Source organism: Rhizobium mulingense, assembly GCF_029194105.1.
GTDB lineage: Bacteria > Pseudomonadota > Alphaproteobacteria > Rhizobiales > Rhizobiaceae > Rhizobium > Rhizobium mulingense.
On the sequence record NZ_JARFVE010000009.1, the window covers coordinates 100,744 to 120,115 of the forward strand.

Consider the following 19,372-nt stretch of genomic DNA (forward strand, 5'->3'; position numbering starts at 1 on the left):
TCAAACCTTGGTGACGAAGGCGGTAACGACGGGTTTCTTGCCCCAGCTCTGGTTCGCAGCGGCGCGGATGGCGCGGCGCACGGCCTCTTGCAGCATGTCGATATCCTTGCGGCGGGCGCGCGGAATGCTTTCGATGGCGCTGATCGCCGCGTCGAAGAGCGTGTCCTCCATCTCATCGCCCTCGTCGTCATAGACCGGCAAGCCGATCGAGACGAGATCGGGATCGCCGACAATATCATAACGGGCGTCGAGCACGACGCTGACCGCGACATGGCCGACATAGGAGAGCTTCTTGCGCTCGCCGATCCCCATCTCGTCGAAATCGCCGATCAGCATGCCGTCCTTGTAGATGCGGCCGTGCGGCGCTTCGCCGATCACCTCGACCGGACCTGGCGCCAGCCGCAAGATATCGCCGTTGCGCACCCGCGGGACGATCGCGATGCCGGATTGCTCGGCAAGCTCCTTGTGCGCCGTCAGATGCGTCGCCTCGCCATGCACCGGCACAACGACCTTCGGCCGAGTCCACTCGTACATCCGCTGCAGCTCGTTGCGGCGCGGATGGCCGGACACGTGGACCAGGGCTTCAGTATCGGTGATGATGTGCACGCCCTGCTCGACGAGGCCGTTCTTGATGTCCTGGATCGCCTTCTCGTTACCGGGAATGGCGCGAGAGGAAAAGACGACGATATCGCCTGCCGCAAAGGCCACATTGCGCATTTCGTCGCGGGAAAGCTTGGCAAGCGCTGCCCGCGCCTCGCCCTGGCTGCCGGTCAGGATGACGACGACCTTGTCGCGGGGGGTGTAGCCGTATTCTTCCTCGGAGATGAAGGGCTTCACGCCTTCCATCAGGCCGATATCCTGGGCGACGTCGACGACCCGCTTCAGCGAGCTGCCGAGCAACAGCACTTCGCGGCCCGCCGCCTCGGCAGCTTCGGCAACGGTGCGAATGCGCCCGACATTCGATGAGAAGGTGGTGATCGCCACCCGGCCTTCGGCATCCTCGATGATCTTGCGCAGGCTTTCGGACACATCCTTCTCGGACGGCGAAACACCGTCACGCAAAGCATTGGTGGAATCGCACATCAGCGCCAGCACGCCCTCGTCGCCCAACTGGCGAAAGCGCGTCTCATCGGTCAGCGGCCCGAGCGAGGGCTCGTGGTCGATCTTCCAGTCGCCGGTGTGGATGACATTGCCGGCGGGCGTGCGGATCATCAGCGACATCGGCTCGGGGATCGAGTGATTGACGGCCACACCTTCGATGCTGAACGGGCCGACATTGATCGTGTCGCCCGCCTTGAACGGCGTCACCGGCACCTCGCCGATCCTCGCCTTCTCGAAATTGCGTTTGGCTTCGAGCAGACCCGCGGTAAAGCCCGAGGCATAGACCGGCACGTTGAGCCCGGGCCAGAGATCGGCGAGCGCGCCATAATGATCTTCATGGGCATGGGTGATGATGATCGCCTTGAGGTTTTTGCGTTCGCTGGCGAGGAAGCGGATGTCGGGCAGGACCAGGTCGACGCCCGGCAGATCCGGGCCGGGAAAGGTGACGCCGCAATCGACCATGATCCACTGGCGATGCTCGGGCGGGCCGTAGCCATAGAGAGCGAGATTCATGCCGATCTCGCCAACGCCGCCCAGAGGCAGGAATACCAACTCGTCCTGTTTCGCCATAATTTTCGTTTTTTCCGCTATCCAAAAAACACATCACCGGCGGCAATGGGCATAATCCTGCCAGCGCCGGTATCGAGCATCAACAAGCCATTATCATCAATTCCGGCGAATTGGCCGGAAATCGATCGGTCCGGTAAATTCACCGTGATCTTTTCGCCGATGCCACAGGCGATGGTGCGCCAGCGCGCCGTGATCTCGGCAATGCCGCAACCCTGGTCCCATTGATCGAGCACATCCGCCATCGCCGCGAAGAGATGGGCGAAGAGCTCCTCCGGCGAAGCCGCGCTTGCATGCTGACGCAGACAGGTGACGGGATAGAGCGGATTATCAGGCATGACCGAGACATTGATGCCGATGCCGACGATCAGCGCGTAGCGGCCGTCCGGCAACTGCTCGCCCTCGACGAGGATGCCGCAGGTCTTTTTCCGGCCGATGAGGATATCGTTCGGCCATTTGACCTCGAGCGGTTCGGCGCCCGGCGGCAGCACCTGGCGGATCGCCTGGTGCACGGCGACGGCAACCGCCAGCGGCAGCGAGCCGAGGCGCTCCATCGGCGCCGGGTCGATCAATAGAAGGGAAGCGTAAAGATTGCCGCGTTCGGACACCCAGAGGCGGCCGCGGCGGCCGCGGCCGCCGGTCTGCCTCTCGGCCGTCACCCAGAGATTTCCGGGATCGCCCGCCCGCGCCCGGGCGAGGCATTCGCTATTGGTGGACGATGTTTCCGACAGCGCCTCGTGCCTGAAATCGCCGAGCGATATCCGGCGCCGTCTGTCGGAAACCATTAGAAGAGTGTCGCGGCGGCAAGCTCTGCCGCACCGCCGATCGGCCCGCCGATGAGCACATAGGCGGTGACGAAGAGACCGGAAAGACCGAAGACCAGACGCAGGGCGCCGGAGACCCGGGCGAATTCGCCGGTCGCCTCATCGAACCACATCAGCTTGATGACGCGCAAATAATAATAGGCGCCGACGACCGAGGCGAGAACGCCGATGATGGCAAGCGCATAAAGCTTGGCTTCGATCGCCGCAACGAAGACGAAGTACTTGGCGAAGAAACCGGCGAGCGGCGGAATGCCGGCGAGCGAGAACATCAGCGCTGTCAGCACCACGGCCATGAACGGGTTGGTCGCGGAAAGGCCGGCGAGATCATTGACGTCTTCGACGACGGTGCCGTCCTTGCGGCGCATCGACATGATGATTGCAAAGCTGCCGAGGGTCATGACCATGTAGATGACCATGTAAAGCATGACGCCGGAAACGCCGGTCTGGTTGCCGGCGGCAAGGCCGACCAGCGCATAGCCCATATGGCCGATCGAGGAATAGGCCATCAGCCGCTTGATGTTCTTCTGGCCGATCGCCGCAAACGAGCCGAGCAGCATCGAAGCGATCGAGATGAACACGACGACCTGCTGCCAGTCCGCCAGAACCGGCTGGAAGGCGGTGATGACGATGCGGGTCATCATCGCCATCGCGGCAACCTTCGGGGCCGCGGCCAGGAAGGCGGTGACCGGCGTCGGCGCGCCCTCATAAACATCCGGCGTCCACATATGGAAGGGAACGGCCGAGATCTTGAAGGCGATGCCGGCGAGGATGAAGACCAGGCCAAAGACTAGGCCGAGCGACCGCGCGCCCTCCACGGACAGGGCCTGGGCGATCTCGGAGAAGTGGGTGTGGCCGGTGAAGCCATAGACCAGCGACATGCCGTAGAGCAGCATGCCGGAGGAAAGCGCGCCGAGGACGAAATATTTCAGGCCGGCTTCCGTCGACTTCAGGCTGTCGCGGTTGATCGCGGCGACGACATAGAGCGCCAGCGACTGCAGCTCCAGCGCCAGATAGAGCGAAATCAGGTCGTTGGCCGAGATCATCAGCAGGATGCCGAGGGTCGCGAGCACCAGCAGAACCGGGAACTCAAACTTGTCGAGCTGATTTTCCCTAGCGTGGCCCATCGTCATGAACAGGGCGACCAGCGAGCCGATGAGCGCCACCAGTTTCATGAAGCGGGAGAAGCCGTCGGCCATGTAGACGCCGCCATAGGCAAGGCCTTCGGCCGGCACGAAGAGCAGCCAGACGCCGGAAGCCAGCAGCAGCACGATGGCGAGGCCGGTGACGACGAGGCCCGACCGTTCGCCTGAGAAGACGCCGACCATCAACAGGAACAGGGCGCCGACCGCTAGGATCAGTTCCGGCGCGGAAAGATGCAGACTGAGGAGGATTGTTTCAGCGGTCATGTCCGATAAGTCCCGTCATCAATTCATAGACAGCGCAACATTCTGCGCTGCGTGCACGGCGGCCGTGTAGTTATTGACCAGCAGATCCACCGAGGCGGCCGTGGCATCGAAGACCGGAGCCGGGTAAACGCCGAAGAAGATGGTCAGTGCGACCAGCGGGTAGAGGATCAGCTGTTCGCGGGGCGAAAGGTCGAGCAGCGCCTTCAGCTTTTCCTTCTCCAGCGCGCCGAAGATCACGCGGCGATAGAGCCAAAGCGCATAGGCGGCAGAGAGAATGACGCCGGTGGCGGCAAAGAGCGCGACCCAGGTATTGACCCGGAAGACGCCGATCAGCGTCAGGAACTCACCGACAAAGCCCGAGGTGCCGGGAAGCCCGACATTGGCCATGGTGAAGACCATCATGGCGACGGCATATTTCGGCATGTTGTTGACGAGACCGCCATAGGCATTGATCTCGCGCGTATGGGTGCGGTCGTAGACGACGCCGACGCAGAGGAAGAGCGCGCCCGAGACGATCCCGTGCGACAGCATCTGGAAGATCGAACCCTGAACGCCCTGCGTGTTGGCGGCGAAGATGCCCATGGTCACGTAGCCCATGTGCGCCACCGAGGAATAGGCGATCAGCTTCTTGATGTCGTCCTGCATCATCGCCACCAGCGAGGTGTAGATGATGGCGATGACGGACATGGCGAAGACAAGCGGCGCGAAATAATCGGACGCCACCGGGAACATGCCGAGCGAGAAGCGGATGAGACCGTAGCCGCCGAGCTTCAGCAGGACGCCGGCCAGGATCACCGAGCCTGCCGTCGGCGCCTGAACGTGGGCATCCGGAAGCCAGGTATGGACCGGCCACATCGGCATCTTCACCGCGAAGGAGGCGAAGAAGGCAAGCCATAGCCAGGTCTGCAGCGCCGGCGGGAACTTGTAGGCGAGCAGCGCGGTGATATCCGTCGTTCCGGCCTGCCAGTACATCGCCATGATGGCGAGCAGCATCAGCACCGAGCCCAGCAACGTATAGAGGAAGAACTTGTAGCTCGCATAGACGCGATCCTTGCCGCCCCAGACGCCGATGATCAGGAACATCGGAATGAGGCCCGCCTCGAAGAAGACGTAGAACAGCACGATATCGAGCGAGACGAAGACGCCGACCATCATCGTTTCCAGGATGAGGAAGGCGATCATGTATTCCTTCAGGCGCTTCTCGATCGAGAGCCAGCTCGCCAGCACGCAGAAGGGCATGAGGAAGGTCGACAGGATGACGAACAGCATCGAGATGCCGTCGACGCCGACATGGTAACCGATGCCGGTGCCGAGCCAGTCGTGCTTTTCGAGCATCTGGAAGCCCGGATTGGCGTTGTCGAAGCCGACCCAGATGACGAGGGAAACGAGGAAGGTGAAGACGGTGGTGATCAGCGAGATCCACAGCACGTTCTTGCGGCCGCTCTCGCTCTCGCCGTTCATCAGCAGCAGGAGCACCACGCCGACGAGCGGCAGGAAGGTGACCGTTGAAAGAATAGGCCAATCGGTCATCAGAAGGAACTCCCGAGCATCATCCAGGTAACGAGCGCCGCAATGCCGATCAGCATGGCGAAGGCGTAGTGATAGAGGTAACCGGTCTGCAGGCGGACGACGCGGTCGGTGACGGCGACGACGCGGGCGGCCACGCCGTTCGGGCCGTAGGTGTCGATGACGCCAACGTCACCCTTCTTCCACAGGAAGCGGCCAAGCGCTCTGGCGGTGCGGACGAAGAGGAAATCGTAGAGCTCGTCGAAGTACCACTTGTTCAAGAGGAACTGGTAGAGAACCCGGTGCTGCTTGGCGAGGACGCGCGGCGTCTCCGGCGAGCGGATATACATGTACCAGGCGGTGACAAAGCCGAGCACCATGGCGATGAAGGGGCTCAGAGCCACGAGCGCCGGCACGTGGTGGAACTCTTCGACGAGTTCGTTCTCGGCGCCGGTGAAAAGCGCACCCTTCCAGAACTCGGCATACTCCTCGCCGTAGAACCGGCCTTCGAAGAGCACACCCGCCAGCACCGCGCCGATCGCCAGCAGATACAGCGGCACCAGCATGACCTGCGGCGATTCGTGAACGTGGTGCATGACCTCGTGCGAAGCGCGCGGCTTGCCGAAGAAGGTCATGAAGATCAGGCGCCAGGAATAGAAGCTGGTGAAGAGCGCGGCGATGACCAGCAGCGAGAAGGCAAAGCCTGCGACCGGCGAGTGCGAAGCATAGGTCGCCTCGATGATCACATCCTTGGAGAAGAAGCCGGCAAAGCCGATCGGCGTGAAGGGAATGCCGACGCCGGTGATCGCCAGGGTGCCGATGATCATCAGCCAGAAGGTCACCTTGATGTGCGGCCGCAGGCCGCCCATGTAGCGCATGTCCTGCTCGCCATCGACGGCGTGGATGACCGAGCCGGCGCAGAGGAAGAGCAGTGCCTTGAAGAAGGCATGCGTGAACAGATGGAAGATCGCCGCGCCATAGGCCCCTACCCCGAGCGCCACGAACATGTAGCCGAGCTGCGAGCAGGTGGAATAGGCGATGACGCGCTTGATGTCGTTCTGCACGAGGCCGACAGTCGCCGCGAAGAAGGCGGTGATCGCGCCGATCACGGTGACGACGGTCAGTGCATCCGGCGACAGTTCGAAAAGCGGCGACATGCGGGCGACAAGGAAGACGCCGGCGGTGACCATGGTGGCGGCGTGGATGAGGGCCGAGACCGGGGTCGGGCCTTCCATGGCGTCCGGTAGCCAGGTGTGCAGCAGGAACTGCGCCGACTTGCCCATGGCGCCCATGAAGAGCAGCAGGCAGATGCCGGTCAGCGCATGCGCCTTGTCGAGCTGCATGCCGAAGAGGTTGAGGATGACTTCGCTCGCCTCGCCGCCGCCTTCATGCGGGGCGAAATTCGAGGCATTGGCGAAGATCGTGTCGAGATTGATCGCGCCGAACAGCACGAAGACACCGGCAATGCCGAGCACGAAGCCGAAGTCGCCGACGCGGTTGACGATGAAGGCCTTCATCGCCGCGGCCGTCGCCGACGGCTTCTTGAACCAGAAGCCGATCAGCAGATAGGAGGCAAGACCGACGCCTTCCCAGCCGAAGAACATCTGCGCCAGGTTGTCGGCCGTCACCAGCATCAGCATGGCGAAGGTGAAGAGCGAGAGATAGGCGAAGAAACGCGGGCGATGCGGATCGGTATGCATGTAACCGATCGAATAGACGTGCACCAGCATCGAGACCGTGTTGACGACGATCAGCATGACCGAGGTCAGCGTATCCACCCGCAGCGACCAGGAGGCATCGATGCCGCCGGACTGAATCCAGCGCAGCACCTCGACCTTGATCGGGCCGCCTTCGGCGTGGCCCATGCCAACGGTGAAGAAGACGTACCAGGAGAGGATGGCGGCGATGATCATCAGGCCGCTGGTGACATATTCCGAAGCCTTGGCGCCGATGGCGCGGCCGAACAGGCCGGCGACGATCGCACCGATCAAGGGAAGAAAGACGATAGCCTTATAGAGGAACATGAGCCACTCAGCCCTTCATCATATTGACGTCTTCGACCGCGATCGAGCCGCGGTTGCGGTAGAAGACAACGAGAATTGCAAGACCGATCGCCGCCTCGGCAGCCGCCACCGTCAGGATGAACAGCGCAAAGACCTGTCCGACGATGTCGTTCAGGAAGTGGGAAAAGGCGACCATGTTGATGTTGACGGAAAGCAGGATCAGTTCGACCGACATCAGGATGACGATGACGTTCTTCCGGTTCAGGAAGATGCCGAAGACGCCGAGCGTGAAGAGGATGGCGCTGACCGTCAGGTAGTGGGAAAGACCGATGACCATGTTCTTTGTTCCTTGACCTGCCTTTAGACGCCCTGCCCGGGCTTGACCGAAACCACCTCGACGGCGGTGGCGGGCGTGCGGGCAACCTGCCTGGGGATATTCTGCCGCTTGATGTTGGTGCGGTGCCGGAGCGTCAGCACGATGGCGCCGATCATGGCGACCAGCAGCACCAGGCCGGCGATCTGGAAGAAGTAGACATAATTGGTGTAGAGCACGTCGCCGAGGGCGGCCGTATTAGTGCGCTCCGTCAGCGCCGGGATCGGCATGGCGACAGTCTTGGCGATCTCAGGCGAGATGACGCTGCCGCCGATGACGACGATCAGCTCGGCTGCGAGAATGATCCCGATCAGCCCGCCGATCGGCGCATATTCGAGAACCCCTGCCCTGAGCTCGGTGAAGTCGATATCGAGCATCATCACCACGAAGAGGAAGAGCACGGCGACGGCGCCGACATAGACGACAAGCAGGATCATCGCCAGGAATTCGGCGCCGAGCAGCAGGAAGAGGCCGGCCGCGTTGAAGAACACCAGGATCAGGAACAGAACCGAGTGAACCGGGTTCTTCGCCCAGATGACCATGAACGCCGACGCCACCGCGACAAAGGCGAAAAGATAGAAAAATAGAGCCTGCAGACCCATGTTGGTGCCTTTTTCATCTTCCCCCGGGCAGCCGGGAGTTTTTCTGCCCGATAGAGCATTGCGGCTGACCGGCAAAGCTCCTGTGCATATTGACCGCTAGAGGAGCAGCAGAGCTCCATCGCGGCATTTCAAAACCCAATCAGCGGTACGGCGAATCGATCGCGATATTGCGGGCGATTTCGCGCTCCCACCGGTCTCCGTTATCGAGAAGGCGCGCCTTGTCGAAATAGAGCTCTTCGCGGGTTTCCGTCGCAAATTCGAAATTCGGACCCTCGACGATCGCGTCAACAGGGCAGGCTTCCTGGCAGAAGCCGCAATAGATGCACTTCACCATGTCGATGTCGTAGCGCACGGTGCGGCGCGTGCCGTCGTTGCGGCGCGGACCCGCCTCGATGGTGATGGCCTGGGCAGGACAGATCGCCTCGCAGAGCTTGCAGGCGATGCAGCGCTCTTCGCCGTTCGGATAACGGCGCAGCGCATGTTCGCCGCGGAAACGCGGGGAGACCGGACCCTTTTCGAAGGGATAGTTGATCGTCGCCTTCTGGCGGAAGAAATAGCGCATCGACAGAAAGAACGCGCCGAAGAATTCCTTGAGGAACAGCGAGTTGATGGAGCTGGACAAGCTTCCCATCTTCAACCTCCAATTTTGCCGGAAACGAGAGCGGGCGTCATCAAGCCCATCCCATCAGCTTCAGCACGAATGCAACGATGATGACCATGGCGAGCGACAGCGGCAGGAAAACTTTCCAGCCGAGGCGCATGAGCTGGTCGTAGCGGTAGCGCGGAACGAAGGCCTTGACCATCGCGAACATGAAGAACACCAGGCATGCCTTGAGGGTGAACCAGATGATGCCGGGAACCCAGTTGAGGATCCAGATATCGACCGGAGGCAGCCAGCCACCGAGGAAGAGGATCGTGGTCAACGCGCACATCAGGCAGACGGCCGCATATTCGCCGAGCATGAACATCATGTATGGCGAAGAGCCGTATTCGACCATGAAGCCGGCAACCAGTTCCGATTCGGCTTCCGGAAGGTCGAAGGGCGGACGGTTGGTCTCGGCGAGCGCCGAAATGAAGAAGACGATGAACATCGGGAACAGCGACAGCCAATGCCAGTCGAGGAACGAGGCAGGCAGACCGAGCATGGTGCCGAGGCCGGTATGCTGTGCATTGACGATGTCGGTCAGGTTCAGCGAACCGACGCAGAGCAGCACGGTGACGATGACGAAGCCGATCGAGACTTCGTAGGACACCATCTGCGCCGCCGAGCGCAGCGCACCGAGGAACGGATACTTCGAGTTCGAAGCCCAGCCGCCCATGATGATGCCGTAAACCTCGAGCGAAGAGATCGCGAAGATATAGAGGATGCCGACATTGATGTTGGCGATTACCCATCCGTCGGCGAGCGGCACCACCGCCCAGGTGGACAGCGCCAGAAGAACCGTCACTAGCGGGGCAAGCAGGAAGACCGCCTTGTTGGCACCGGCTGGAATGATCGGCTCCTTGAAGACGAATTTCAGAAGGTCGGCGAAGGACTGGAACAGGCCGAAGGGACCGACGACGTTCGGGCCGCGGCGCAGCTGCACGGCCGCCCAGATCTTACGGTCGGCAAGCAGCACGTAAGCAATGAAGACGAGCAGGCAGACCAGAAGCAGCAGCGATTGCCCGATCATGATGATCGCCGGCAAGACATAGGTCGAAAAGAAAGAATCCATGGTCCCCTGCCCTTACTCTGCCGCGACTTTGAAGTTGTTGCGGGCCAATGCCGAGCACTCGGCCATGACAGCCGAGGCACGCGCAATCGGGTTCGTCAAATAGAAGTCTTTGACCGGCGACGCAAACCCTGACTTGTTCATCTTGCCGGCTTTTTTCGCAACTGCGGCAATTTGGGCGCTATCGGTTTCGGCGATCTCGTCGATGGCGGCGAAATGCGGGAAAGCGGCATAGAGCCGGCCACGCAGTTCACTCAGCGAATCGAAGGGAAGCTTCTTGCCGAGCACGTCGGAAAGGGCACGGATAATTGCCCAGTCCTCGCGGGCATCGCCCGGTGCAAAGCCTGCGCGGCTGCCCATCTGGACGCGGCCTTCGGTGTTGACCCAGGTGCCGGATTTTTCAGTGTAGGCTGCGGCCGGCAGGATGACGTCGGCATGATGCGCGCCGTTATCGCCATGCGAGCCGATATAGACAGTCAGCCCCGCCTTCTTGGCGGTGAAGTCAAGTTCGTCGGCGCCGAGCAGGAAGAGCACGTCCATCGACGTCAGCATTTCGGCGGCATTGACGCCCTTGGCACCCGGCACGAAGCCGAGGTCGAGGCCGCCGACGCGCGAGGCGGCGGTATGAAGGACGGCAAAGCCGTTCCAGCCTTCGACAACCGCGCCGACCGAACCGGCGAGCTTGGCGGCACTGGCGAGAACGCCGGCGCCGTCGCTGCGCGACAGCGCGCCTTGGCCAATGATGATCATCGCCTTGGCAGCGTTCTTCAGGACGTCGGCAAAGGCATGGCCGCCATCGACCAGATCCTTCAGCGTGTCGGGACCGGCGCCGAGATAGTCATAGCTGTAGCGCAGCTCGCCCGGCTCGCCGATGACGCCGATCGGGAACTTGCCGCGGCGCCAGCGCTTGCGGATGCGGGCGTTGAGGATGGCCGCCTCGAAGCGCGGATTGGCGCCGATGATCAGCAGCGCATCGGCCTGGTCGATGCCTGCGATGGTCGGGTTGAAGAGGTAGCTGGCGCGGCCGAGCGCCGGATCGAGTGCCGCCCCATCCTGGCGACAGTCGAGATTGGCGGAGCCGAGCGACTTCACCAGTTCGGAAAGCGCATACATTTCCTCGACGGAAGCGAGATCGCCGGCGATCGCGCCTATCTTGTCGCCCGAGGTGGCGCCGACGGCAGCCTTGATGGCGCCGAAAGCCTCGGCCCAGCTGGCCGGCTGCAGGCGGCCGTCGCGGCGGACATAGGGCCGGTCGAGGCGCTGGGTCTTCAGGCCGTCCCAGATGAAGCGGCTCTTGTCGGAGATCCACTCCTCATTGATCGCCTCGTTGACGCGCGGCAGGATGCGCATAACTTCGCGGCCGCGGGCATCGACGCGGATCGCCGAGCCGACAGCATCCATGACGTCGATCGATTCGGTCTTGTTCAGTTCCCAGGGGCGCGCGGTAAAGGCGAAGGGCTTGGAGGTGAGCGCGCCGACCGGGCAAAGGTCGACGACATTGCCCTGCAGTTCCGAGGTCATCGCCTGTTCGAGATAGGTGGTGATCTCGGCATCCTCGCCGCGGCCGATCAGGCCGAGTTCGGAAATGCCGGCAACCTCGGTGGTGAAGCGGACGCAGCGTGTGCAATGGATGCAGCGGTTCATCACTGTCTTGACCAGCGGGCCGATATATTTGTCTTCGACGGCCCGCTTGTCTTCCTGGTAGCGCGAGGTATCGATGCCGAAGGCCATCGCCTGGTCCTGCAGGTCGCATTCGCCGCCCTGGTCGCAGATCGGGCAATCGAGCGGATGGTTGATCAGCAGAAATTCCATCACGCCTTCGCGGGCCTTTTTGACCATCGGCGTGTTGGTGAAGACCTCGGGCAGTTCACCGTTCGGGCCGCCGCGAATGTCGCGAACGCTCATGGCGCAGGAAGCCTGCGGCTTCGGCGGGCCGCCCTTCACCTCGACAAGGCACATGCGGCAATTGCCGGCAACCGACAGGCGCTCATGGAAGCAGAAGCGCGGAACCTCGGCACCGGCATCCTCGCACGCCTGCAATAGCGTGAAATGATCCGGAACTTCGATCTCGTTGCCGTCAATCTTCAGTTTTGCCATCGTCGCTCAGTCCTGTTTCCCGTTTGCCGGATGACGGCAAACAAACCCGTTTTTGCAACATTTTCATTGCCGAGCCGGATCTTTCGTCCTGCCGGCAGCTGATGTCGCCCAAATTTTCTGTCGCGCGTTCCAGACCCGGAACCCGCACCGGCATCTGCAGCGTGAGGCCCGCGCCGTCCGCCGATCTGCCCATGTTTCCGGCCGGTTTTTGACGGCCGGACAGTTTATTTCCTTCTGCGGCTCCGCCCGGCGAGAACCTTCGCCTGGCCGATCCAGTCGTCGCGGGCGATGCGGCCGTCGAAGCCAAGCTCAGCGTCGAGCCGGGCGATGTCCTCGTCGGTCCAGGCGGCAATCTCGGCAAAGCTGCGAATGCCCCTGGCATTCAGCACCTGCTCCAGCTTCGGGCCGATGCCGGCGATCAGCTTGAGATCGTCGGCTTTTGCAGCCCGCGCGACCGGTTTTGCCTTCACGACCGGCTTTGGCTGGCTTGTCGGCGCCGGCTCGCTTGCCTGGATCGGCGCGCTTGCGGGCTTGACCACCGTCAGTCTCGGCCCGGCCTTTTTCTCGGCCGCAGGCTTCTCCGCAAAGGACTTGGTGAACACCTTGACGGCCGGACGGATATTTTCCGGCCGGATGTCGACATCGGGCATCGGCTCGTCCGGCGGCGTGTCGTCGAGGGCGGCGGCAAGCTTGCCGGTCGTTTCCAGCGCGCTCTGGAAGGCCCCGAAAAAGGCGCTCGCCATTTGCGTCGAGAAACCGAAGCCGATCGCCGTTGCGGCGGCAAAGGCAGCGGCCGGATGCGCCATCAGTGGATGCACAGGCATCGCCTGTGCGTTTTCCAGCATCTCGGCGGCAAGACGGCCGAAGCCGGCCGCGATATCGGCAGTCTCTTCCTTCTTCCCACTTTTCGATGCCTTGTCCGTCATGATTATTCAGCCGCCTCCAGAACCGCGCCGTGGTCAAGCGCGCTTGCCGTATACTGGTCGATGCGCTTTTCAATCTCGGGGCGGAAGTTACGGATCAGACCCTGCACAGGCCATGCGGCGGCGTCGCCGAGCGCGCAAATGGTATGGCCTTCGATCTGCTTGGTCACCTGGAACAGCATGTCGATTTCGCGCTTCTGGGCATTGCCCTTGGCCATGCGTTCCATCACCCGCCACATCCAGCCCGTGCCTTCGCGGCAGGGCGTGCACTGGCCGCAGCTCTCGTGCTTGAAGAAGGCGGAGATGCGGGCGATCGCCTTGATGACGTCGGTGGACTTGTCCATGACGATCGCGGCGGCCGTGCCGAAGGAGGAACCGACGGCACGAAGGCCGTCGAAATCCATCGGGCAGTCGATGATGTCCTTGGCAGGCACGATCGGGCAGGATGCGCCGCCGGGAATGACGGCGAGCAGATTATCCCAGCCGCCGCGGATGCCGCCGGCGTGGCGGTCGACCAGTTCGCGGAAGGTGATGCCCATTTCCTCTTCGACCGTGCACGGCTTGTTGACGTGGCCGGAGAGCATGAACAGCTTGGTGCCGACATTGTTCGGACGGCCGATGGAAGAGAACCAACCGGCACCGCGGCGCAGGATCGTCGGAGCAACGGCGATCGATTCGACGTTATTAACCGTCGTCGGGCAACCATAGAGGCCCATATTGGCCGGGAATGGCGGCTTCAGGCGCGGCTGGCCCTTCTTGCCTTCGAGGCTTTCGAGCAGCGCGGTTTCCTCGCCGCAGATATAGGCGCCGGCCCCGTGGTGGACGAAGATGTCCATGTCCCAGCCGAGCTTGTTGTTCTTGCCGAGCAGGCCATAGTCATAGCATTCGTCGATTGCCGCCTGCAGCGCTTCGCGCTCGCGGATATATTCGCCGCGCACATAGATGTAGGCCGCATTGGCGCCCATGGCGAAGCTCGCGACGACGCAGCCTTCGATCAGCGTATGCGGATCGTGGCGCATGATATCGCGGTCCTTGCAGGTGCCAGGCTCGGATTCGTCGGCGTTGACGACGAGGTAATGCGGGCGGCCGTCGCTTTCCTTCGGCATGAAGGACCATTTCAGGCCTGTCGGGAAGCCGGCGCCGCCGCGGCCGCGAAGACCGGATGCCTTCATCTCGTTGATGATCCAGTCACGGCCCTTTTCGAGGATCTGCTTGGTGCTATCCCAGTGGCCGCGGCTCATCGCGCCCTTCAGGGACTTGTCCTTGAGGCCGTAGATGTTGGTAAAGATGCGGTCTTTATCTTGTAACATGCTTCACCTCTTACCGCGGCTTCTTGCCGAAGACCTTGATATATTCCGCTTCGCCGCCCTTGGCGAGCGCCTTGGCCTGCTTGACCCAGTCGTCGCGCTCGATGCGGCCGCGGAAGTTCAGGTAGCCGTCGACCCATTCGCGTTCGGCCTTCTTCCAGCTCGCGACCTGCGCGAAGGTGAAGATGCCGATTTCGTTCAGCGTCGCCTCGATCTTCGGGCCGACGCCGGAGATCATCTTCAGATCATCCGGGGCGGCGGGCTTTTCGACGCCGGCGGGACGGTTCTTGTCGGTCAGGCTGGGCTTTGCCGCCGGGGCTTCGGCCTTGACGGCCGGGGCCGGCTCGGCAGCCGCCGTGCCGGAAACCGGCTGTTCTTCGGCTGCCTTGGCGTTCTTGGCCGCCGCCTTCGGCGCCGTTGCCGGCGTCTTCAGCGCCGCATTGGTCTCGGCATCGGTGCTCTTCGGGCGGGCGGCTTCCGACGGCGGGACCGGAGCGGCGTCGACCGGAGCCGATACGCTTTCGGCATCGGCCTTCTTGGCGCGTGTCCTTGCCTTCGGCTCTTCCGTCGTCAGCGAGGTCAGGCCGCCTTCTGGTGCGGAGAATATGCGGTCGATCTGGGTACCCGGCTTGATGCTCGCGCCATTGCCGGCGGCAAAGGTATCGATGATCTCTTCGAGCCGGGCGGGCGTCAGATCCTCATAGGTGTCCTTGCCGATCATCACCATCGGGGCGTTGACGCAGGCGCCAAGACATTCGACCTCTTCCCACGACAGCGTGCCTTCGGCATTGCGCTCGAAGGGATGGGCATGGATCTTGCTTTTGCAGACCGACATCAGCGCTTCCGAGCCGCGCAGCATGCAGGGCGTGGTGCCGCAGACCTGGACATGGGCGCGCGTGCCGACGGGATGCAGTTGGAACTGCGTATAGAAGGTCGCGACTTCGAGCACTCTGATATAGGCCATGTCGAGCATGTCGGCGATCTTTTCGATCGCCGCGCGCGTGACCCAGCCGTCCTGCTCCTGCGCCCGCATCAACAGCGGAATGACCGCCGACTGCTGGCGGCCGGCGGGGTATTTCTGGATCGTCTTGTCCGCCCAGACCGCATTTTCATCGCTGAAAGCGAATGCGGCAGGCTGAAATTGATCTTCGGCTAATCGACGAACGGACATTCTTCCTCACGCCTTATCAGTTTAGGGTTCCACACCGCGAAGCGGTCAAAGACTGCATTTCGCAGGCATAGGCCGACTGGTCTTTCTGCATAAATACGACGAATTTGCTGCCATTCGGGATGGCAGCCTTGATCTGATAGCCCTTGGACAAAAGCTCGCCCATGGAGGCTTGCGCCGCCGGCGGTGTCACTTCCTTATGGCCCAACGGCGTCCCGAGGGTGTCGGCCTCCTGAGCCGAAGCCCCGGATGCCGCAAGAAGGAGAGCGACGGCAAGCGGCAGACGCTGCATCAGCGGTCCACCTCGCCGAAGACGATGTCGAGCGAACCGAGCACCGCTGCGATGTCGGCAAGCTGGTGGCCGCGGCACATGAAGTCCATCGCCTGCAGATGCGCATAGCCCGGCGCGCGGATTTTGCAGCGATAGGGCTTGTTGGAGCCGTCGGAGACGAGATAGACGCCGAACTCGCCCTTCGGCGCTTCGACGGCGGCATACACTTCTCCGGCCGGCACGTGATAGCCTTCGGTATAAAGCTTGAAGTGGTGGATCAGCGCTTCCATCGAGCGCTTCATCTCCCCGCGCTTCGGCGGCACGACCTTGCCATCGATCGACGAGAAAGGACCGGTCTTGGCATCCGACAGCAGGCGGTTGACGCACTGCTTCATGATGCGGACAGATTCGCGCATCTCGATCATGCGGATCAGGTAACGGTCATAATTGTCGCCGTTCTTGCCGATCGGGATGTCGAATTCGAGATCGGAATAACATTCGTAAGGCTGGGCGCGACGCAGATCCCAGGCCGCACCCGAACCGCGCACCATGACGCCGGAGAAGCCCCAGGCCCAGCAATCTTCCAGCGAGACGACACCGATATCGACGTTGCGCTGCTTGAAGATGCGGTTGCCGGTCAACAGGTTGTCGATGTCGTCGAGCGCCTTCAGGAAGGGATCGCACCAGTCGCCGATATCCTGCACCAGCTTTTCCGGTAGATCCTGATGGACGCCACCCGGACGGAAATAGGCGGCGTGCATGCGCGAACCCGAGGCGCGCTCGTAGAACACCATCAGCTTTTCACGCTCTTCGAAGCCCCAGAGCGGCGGCGTCAGCGCGCCGACGTCCATGGCCTGCGTCGTGACGTTCAGGAGATGCGACAGGATGCGGCCGATTTCCGAATAGAGCACGCGGATTAGCTGGCCGCGGATCGGGATCTCGATGCCAAGCAGCCTTTCGACGGCCAGCGCATAGGCATGCTCCTGGTTCATCGGCGCGACGTAATCGAGACGATCGAAATAGGGCACGGCCTGAAGATAGGTCTTGGTCTCGATCAGCTTCTCAGTGCCGCGGTGCAAGAGGCCGATATGTGGATCGACCCGCTCCACAATTTCGCCGTCAAGCTCCAGGACAAGACGAAGAACGCCATGCGCCGCCGGATGCTGCGGTCCGAAATTGATGTTGAAGTTGCGGACGTTATGTTCGGTCATTTGCAAGCGCTCCGCTATTGCAGGCATTAGCCAGTGGGCAATAGGCAATAGTGTCGTTTTCAGTTCTCACGTTCGTTCTGTCCATCCTGCAGGCGGCGAATGAGCGACCGCAGCATCTTTGCTACCTCGGTGATCAAGGAATGCGCCAACTGGGTCTGCGACACCGTGGTCATTCCTACTCGCGGCGAAAGTATCAGATGCGTTTCCAACTCCTTCAGGGACCCTTGGGCAATTTTCAAATGGTGCACATACGCACCCGTTGCCTCGCGTCCGTAACCTTCCGCTATGTTTGCCGCGATGGACGCCGCTGAACGTCTTACCTGGGAGGTGAGGCCATAAATTTCCTCTTTCGGAAATTCTTTGGTCAGGCCGTAACATTCAACCGCAAGATCCATTGAGCGCTGCCACACCGTAAGATCCTGATAGGAATTAATCGCCGTTGCCATTCTCCCTTATCACTACTGCCTGCTGGCTTCTGCCTAATGCCTAAGACTACTGCTTCGCCTTCTCGTCCCCCGGCAGCACGTATTCGGTGCCTTCCCAGGGCGACATGAAGTCGAAGTTGCGGAATTCCTGCTTCAGTTCTACCGGCTCGTAGACGACGCGCTTTGCAGCGTCGTCATAGCGGACCTCGACGAATCCGGTGGTCGGGAAGTCCTTGCGTAGCGGGTGACCCTCGAAACCGTAGTCGGTCAGGATGCGGCGCAGGTCCGGATGGCCGGTGAACAGGACACCGTACATGTCCCAGGTCTCGCGTTCGAACCAATCGGCGCCCGGATAGACGGCGCAGGCGGAGGGAACCGGCGTATCTTCATCGGTCGCGACCTTGATGCGGATGCGCACATTTTTCTTCGGCGACAGCAGGTGATAGACGACATCGAAGCGCAGCTCGCGCTGCGGCCAGTCGACACCGCAAATATCGATCAGGTTGACGAAACCGCATTTGGCGTCGTCACGCAGGAAGGTCAAAAGCGCGATCAGGTTTTCACCCGTCGTCGTCAGCGTCAGCTCGCCATACTTCAGCTGCGACGCGGCGATCAGGTTGCCGCGCGCTTCGCCAAGGTAGGACGCAAGCTCAGTCAGGGCTTCACTCATATGCCTTGTCCTTAACCCTTAGCGTTCGATCGTGCCGGTGCGCCGGATCTTCTTCTGCAGCAGAAGCACGCCGTAGAGCAGCGCTTCTGCCGTGGGGGGACAGCCCGGCACGTAGATATCGATCGGCACGACACGGTCGCAGCCGCGCACAACGGAATAGGAATAGTGGTAGTAGCCGCCGCCATTGGCGCAGGAGCCCATCGAGATGACATAGCGCGGCTCGGGCATCTGGTCGTAGACTTTGCGCAGAGCGGGCGCCATCTTGTTGGTCAGCGTGCCGGCGACTATCATGACGTCGGACTGGCGCGGCGAGGCGCGCGGCGCAAAACCGAAGCGCTCGACGTCATAGCGCGGCATCGACAACTGCATCATTTCGACAGCGCAGCAGGCAAGGCCGAAGGTCATCCACATCAGCGAGCCGGTGCGGGCCCAGTTGATCAGCTCGTCAGTCGAGGTGACGAGGAAACCCTTGTCGGCGAGCTCGTTGTTGATCTCGCCGAAGAAGGCGTCATTGCTGCCGATCGGCTTGCCGGTCGAGGGATCGATGATCCCCTTCGGCTGCTGGGCAACGAGCGGCTGATTGCTCACAGGGGTCACTCCCATTCCAGGGCTCCCTTTTTCCATTCATAGATAAAGCCGATGGTCAGCACGAGGAGGAAGACCATCATGGACCAGAAGCCGAACCAGCCGATGGCGCCGAAAGAAACGGCCCAGGGGAAGAGGAACGCGACTTCGAGGTCGAAGATTATGAAGAGGATCGACACGAGATAGAAGCGGATGTCGAACTTCATGCGGGCATCATCGAAAGCGTTGAAGCCGCATTCGTAAGCCGAGAGCTTCTCCGAATCGGGCGCTTTGAAAGCCACGGCGAACGGCGCAATGAGCAGCGCCAGGCCGATGACAAGCGCGATAGCGATGAAGATAGCGATCGGAATATAGGAACTGAGCAGTTCAGTCATCATGTTCATCCTTGCTTGCCGGAGGCGCCAGGCGGCGCATTTGGGCAATTGCCCGGCAAGCGAACGTGCGTTGCAACAAGCCGTGGTTAGCGCAGCCGAAGCCCCGGCGCAAGACTTTTACAGAGGCAATTCGACGCGTCGCGCGCGGACATTATCAAGCAGATGCAACGATGTCGCGACAAATCCGCAGAAGCTGATTCAAGCTGCATGCCTGACCCCTGGAAACTGCATGGCTTTCGGAAGAGAA

General features: G+C 61.6%; 20 protein-coding genes. All 20 read right to left on the bottom strand.

The window, feature by feature from the left end; translation table 11 throughout:
- The 20 genes from PYR71_RS21110 to PYR71_RS21205 all read right to left on the bottom strand — a co-directional run bounded on the left by PYR71_RS21110 (position 1) and on the right by PYR71_RS21205 (position 19,125).
- Entirely contained in the window at positions 1 to 1,671 is a 1,671-nt protein-coding gene (locus tag PYR71_RS21110) for a ribonuclease J (protein WP_275620715.1), read from the bottom strand.
- 17 nt (positions 1,672 to 1,688) lie between these two features.
- On the bottom strand, positions 1,689 to 2,453 hold the full coding sequence (locus PYR71_RS21115; protein ID WP_183914825.1) for a biotin--[acetyl-CoA-carboxylase] ligase: 765 nt from the start codon (positions 2,451 to 2,453) through the stop codon (positions 1,689 to 1,691).
- Positions 2,453 to 3,898 (bottom strand): NADH-quinone oxidoreductase subunit NuoN, encoded by a 1,446-nt coding sequence (nuoN, locus tag PYR71_RS21120; protein ID WP_183914827.1) that lies wholly within the window; start codon positions 3,896 to 3,898, stop codon positions 2,453 to 2,455. The genes PYR71_RS21115 and nuoN overlap by 1 nt, the downstream gene beginning before the upstream one ends.
- 18 nt (positions 3,899 to 3,916) lie before the next feature.
- Positions 3,917 to 5,428 carry an NADH-quinone oxidoreductase subunit M gene (locus tag PYR71_RS21125; RefSeq protein WP_275620716.1) on the bottom strand — a complete coding sequence of 504 codons (1,512 nt, stop codon included), beginning with the start codon at positions 5,426 to 5,428 and terminating at the stop codon, positions 3,917 to 3,919.
- On the bottom strand, positions 5,428 to 7,428 hold the full coding sequence (nuoL, locus tag PYR71_RS21130; protein ID WP_183914832.1) for an NADH-quinone oxidoreductase subunit L: 2,001 nt from the start codon (positions 7,426 to 7,428) through the stop codon (positions 5,428 to 5,430). The genes PYR71_RS21125 and nuoL overlap by 1 nt, the downstream gene beginning before the upstream one ends.
- Before the next feature lie 7 nt (positions 7,429 to 7,435).
- Entirely contained in the window at positions 7,436 to 7,744 is a 309-nt protein-coding gene (gene nuoK, locus PYR71_RS21135) for an NADH-quinone oxidoreductase subunit NuoK (RefSeq protein WP_012483438.1), read from the bottom strand.
- A 23-nt stretch (positions 7,745 to 7,767) separates the two neighbouring features.
- A complete protein-coding gene (locus tag PYR71_RS21140; protein ID WP_037118533.1) occupies positions 7,768 to 8,382 on the bottom strand; it encodes an NADH-quinone oxidoreductase subunit J in 615 nt (204 codons plus the stop codon).
- A gap of 139 nt (positions 8,383 to 8,521) precedes the next feature.
- Positions 8,522 to 9,013: an NADH-quinone oxidoreductase subunit NuoI gene (gene nuoI, locus PYR71_RS21145; RefSeq protein WP_003573902.1), complete on the bottom strand. Its 492-nt coding sequence runs from the start codon at positions 9,011 to 9,013 to the stop codon at positions 8,522 to 8,524.
- Positions 9,014 to 9,053: 40 nt separating this feature from the next.
- Positions 9,054 to 10,097 carry an NADH-quinone oxidoreductase subunit NuoH gene (gene nuoH, locus PYR71_RS21150; RefSeq protein WP_020921009.1) on the bottom strand — a complete coding sequence of 348 codons (1,044 nt, stop codon included), beginning with the start codon at positions 10,095 to 10,097 and terminating at the stop codon, positions 9,054 to 9,056.
- A gap of 12 nt (positions 10,098 to 10,109) precedes the next feature.
- Positions 10,110 to 12,191: an NADH-quinone oxidoreductase subunit NuoG gene (nuoG, locus tag PYR71_RS21155; protein WP_275620717.1), complete on the bottom strand. Its 2,082-nt coding sequence runs from the start codon at positions 12,189 to 12,191 to the stop codon at positions 10,110 to 10,112.
- A complete protein-coding gene (locus PYR71_RS21160; RefSeq protein ID WP_275620718.1) occupies positions 12,172 to 12,384 on the bottom strand; it encodes a hypothetical protein in 213 nt (70 codons plus the stop codon). Before PYR71_RS21160 ends, nuoG begins: the two co-directional genes overlap by 20 nt.
- A 31-nt stretch (positions 12,385 to 12,415) precedes the next feature.
- Positions 12,416 to 13,117, bottom strand: a complete 702-nt coding sequence (locus PYR71_RS21165; protein WP_275620719.1) for a 5' DNA nuclease — start codon at positions 13,115 to 13,117, stop codon at positions 12,416 to 12,418.
- A gap of 2 nt (positions 13,118 to 13,119) precedes the next feature.
- A complete protein-coding gene (nuoF, locus tag PYR71_RS21170; RefSeq protein ID WP_275620720.1) occupies positions 13,120 to 14,424 on the bottom strand; it encodes an NADH-quinone oxidoreductase subunit NuoF in 1,305 nt (434 codons plus the stop codon).
- Between the two features lie 10 nt (positions 14,425 to 14,434).
- Positions 14,435 to 15,592 (bottom strand): NADH-quinone oxidoreductase subunit E, encoded by a 1,158-nt coding sequence (locus PYR71_RS21175; protein WP_275620721.1) that lies wholly within the window; start codon positions 15,590 to 15,592, stop codon positions 14,435 to 14,437.
- 16 nt (positions 15,593 to 15,608) lie between these two features.
- Positions 15,609 to 15,881, bottom strand: coding sequence for a hypothetical protein (locus tag PYR71_RS21180; RefSeq protein ID WP_183914846.1), 273 nt, complete (start codon positions 15,879 to 15,881; stop codon positions 15,609 to 15,611).
- Positions 15,881 to 17,071 (bottom strand): NADH-quinone oxidoreductase subunit D, encoded by a 1,191-nt coding sequence (locus PYR71_RS21185; protein WP_183914848.1) that lies wholly within the window; start codon positions 17,069 to 17,071, stop codon positions 15,881 to 15,883. The genes PYR71_RS21180 and PYR71_RS21185 overlap by 1 nt, the downstream gene beginning before the upstream one ends.
- A gap of 59 nt (positions 17,072 to 17,130) precedes the next feature.
- A complete protein-coding gene (locus PYR71_RS21190) occupies positions 17,131 to 17,517 on the bottom strand; it encodes a four helix bundle protein (RefSeq protein ID WP_275620722.1) in 387 nt (128 codons plus the stop codon).
- Positions 17,518 to 17,563: 46 nt separating this feature from the next.
- The gene (locus PYR71_RS21195; RefSeq protein WP_183914853.1) at positions 17,564 to 18,166 is read right to left on the bottom strand and encodes an NADH-quinone oxidoreductase subunit C; all 603 of its coding nucleotides are present in this window, start codon (positions 18,164 to 18,166) and stop codon (positions 17,564 to 17,566) included.
- A gap of 18 nt (positions 18,167 to 18,184) precedes the next feature.
- Positions 18,185 to 18,769 carry a NuoB/complex I 20 kDa subunit family protein gene (locus PYR71_RS21200; RefSeq protein ID WP_008521904.1) on the bottom strand — a complete coding sequence of 195 codons (585 nt, stop codon included), beginning with the start codon at positions 18,767 to 18,769 and terminating at the stop codon, positions 18,185 to 18,187.
- Positions 18,760 to 19,125: an NADH-quinone oxidoreductase subunit A gene (locus PYR71_RS21205; protein ID WP_010055493.1), complete on the bottom strand. Its 366-nt coding sequence runs from the start codon at positions 19,123 to 19,125 to the stop codon at positions 18,760 to 18,762. Before PYR71_RS21205 ends, PYR71_RS21200 begins: the two co-directional genes overlap by 10 nt.
- Between the last annotated feature and the right edge of the window lie 247 nt (positions 19,126 to 19,372).

Excerpts from the sequence above, each read along its gene's own strand:
- PYR71_RS21110 (WP_275620715.1), bottom strand. The coding sequence starts at position 1,671 with ATGGCGAAACAGGACGAGTTGGTATTCCTGCCTCTGGGCGGCGTTGGC.
- PYR71_RS21115 (WP_183914825.1), bottom strand. The coding sequence starts at position 2,453 with ATGGTTTCCGACAGACGGCGCCGGATATCGCTCGGCGATTTCAGGCAC.
- nuoN (WP_183914827.1), bottom strand. The coding sequence starts at position 3,898 with ATGACCGCTGAAACAATCCTCCTCAGTCTGCATCTTTCCGCGCCGGAA.
- PYR71_RS21125 (WP_275620716.1), bottom strand. The coding sequence starts at position 5,428 with ATGACCGATTGGCCTATTCTTTCAACGGTCACCTTCCTGCCGCTCGTC.
- nuoL (WP_183914832.1), bottom strand. The coding sequence starts at position 7,428 with ATGTTCCTCTATAAGGCTATCGTCTTTCTTCCCTTGATCGGTGCGATC.
- nuoK (WP_012483438.1), bottom strand. The coding sequence starts at position 7,744 with ATGGTCATCGGTCTTTCCCACTACCTGACGGTCAGCGCCATCCTCTTC.
- PYR71_RS21140 (WP_037118533.1), bottom strand. The coding sequence starts at position 8,382 with ATGGGTCTGCAGGCTCTATTTTTCTATCTTTTCGCCTTTGTCGCGGTG.
- nuoI (WP_003573902.1), bottom strand. The coding sequence starts at position 9,013 with ATGGGAAGCTTGTCCAGCTCCATCAACTCGCTGTTCCTCAAGGAATTC.
- nuoH (WP_020921009.1), bottom strand. The coding sequence starts at position 10,097 with ATGGATTCTTTCTTTTCGACCTATGTCTTGCCGGCGATCATCATGATC.
- nuoG (WP_275620717.1), bottom strand. The coding sequence starts at position 12,191 with ATGGCAAAACTGAAGATTGACGGCAACGAGATCGAAGTTCCGGATCAT.
- PYR71_RS21160 (WP_275620718.1), bottom strand. The coding sequence starts at position 12,384 with ATGGGCAGATCGGCGGACGGCGCGGGCCTCACGCTGCAGATGCCGGTG.
- PYR71_RS21165 (WP_275620719.1), bottom strand. The coding sequence starts at position 13,117 with ATGACGGACAAGGCATCGAAAAGTGGGAAGAAGGAAGAGACTGCCGAT.
- nuoF (WP_275620720.1), bottom strand. The coding sequence starts at position 14,424 with ATGTTACAAGATAAAGACCGCATCTTTACCAACATCTACGGCCTCAAG.
- PYR71_RS21175 (WP_275620721.1), bottom strand. The coding sequence starts at position 15,592 with ATGTCCGTTCGTCGATTAGCCGAAGATCAATTTCAGCCTGCCGCATTC.
- PYR71_RS21180 (WP_183914846.1), bottom strand. The coding sequence starts at position 15,881 with ATGCAGCGTCTGCCGCTTGCCGTCGCTCTCCTTCTTGCGGCATCCGGG.
- PYR71_RS21185 (WP_183914848.1), bottom strand. The coding sequence starts at position 17,071 with ATGACCGAACATAACGTCCGCAACTTCAACATCAATTTCGGACCGCAG.
- PYR71_RS21190 (WP_275620722.1), bottom strand. The coding sequence starts at position 17,517 with ATGGCAACGGCGATTAATTCCTATCAGGATCTTACGGTGTGGCAGCGC.
- PYR71_RS21195 (WP_183914853.1), bottom strand. The coding sequence starts at position 18,166 with ATGAGTGAAGCCCTGACTGAGCTTGCGTCCTACCTTGGCGAAGCGCGC.
- PYR71_RS21200 (WP_008521904.1), bottom strand. The coding sequence starts at position 18,769 with ATGGGAGTGACCCCTGTGAGCAATCAGCCGCTCGTTGCCCAGCAGCCG.
- PYR71_RS21205 (WP_010055493.1), bottom strand. The coding sequence starts at position 19,125 with ATGACTGAACTGCTCAGTTCCTATATTCCGATCGCTATCTTCATCGCT.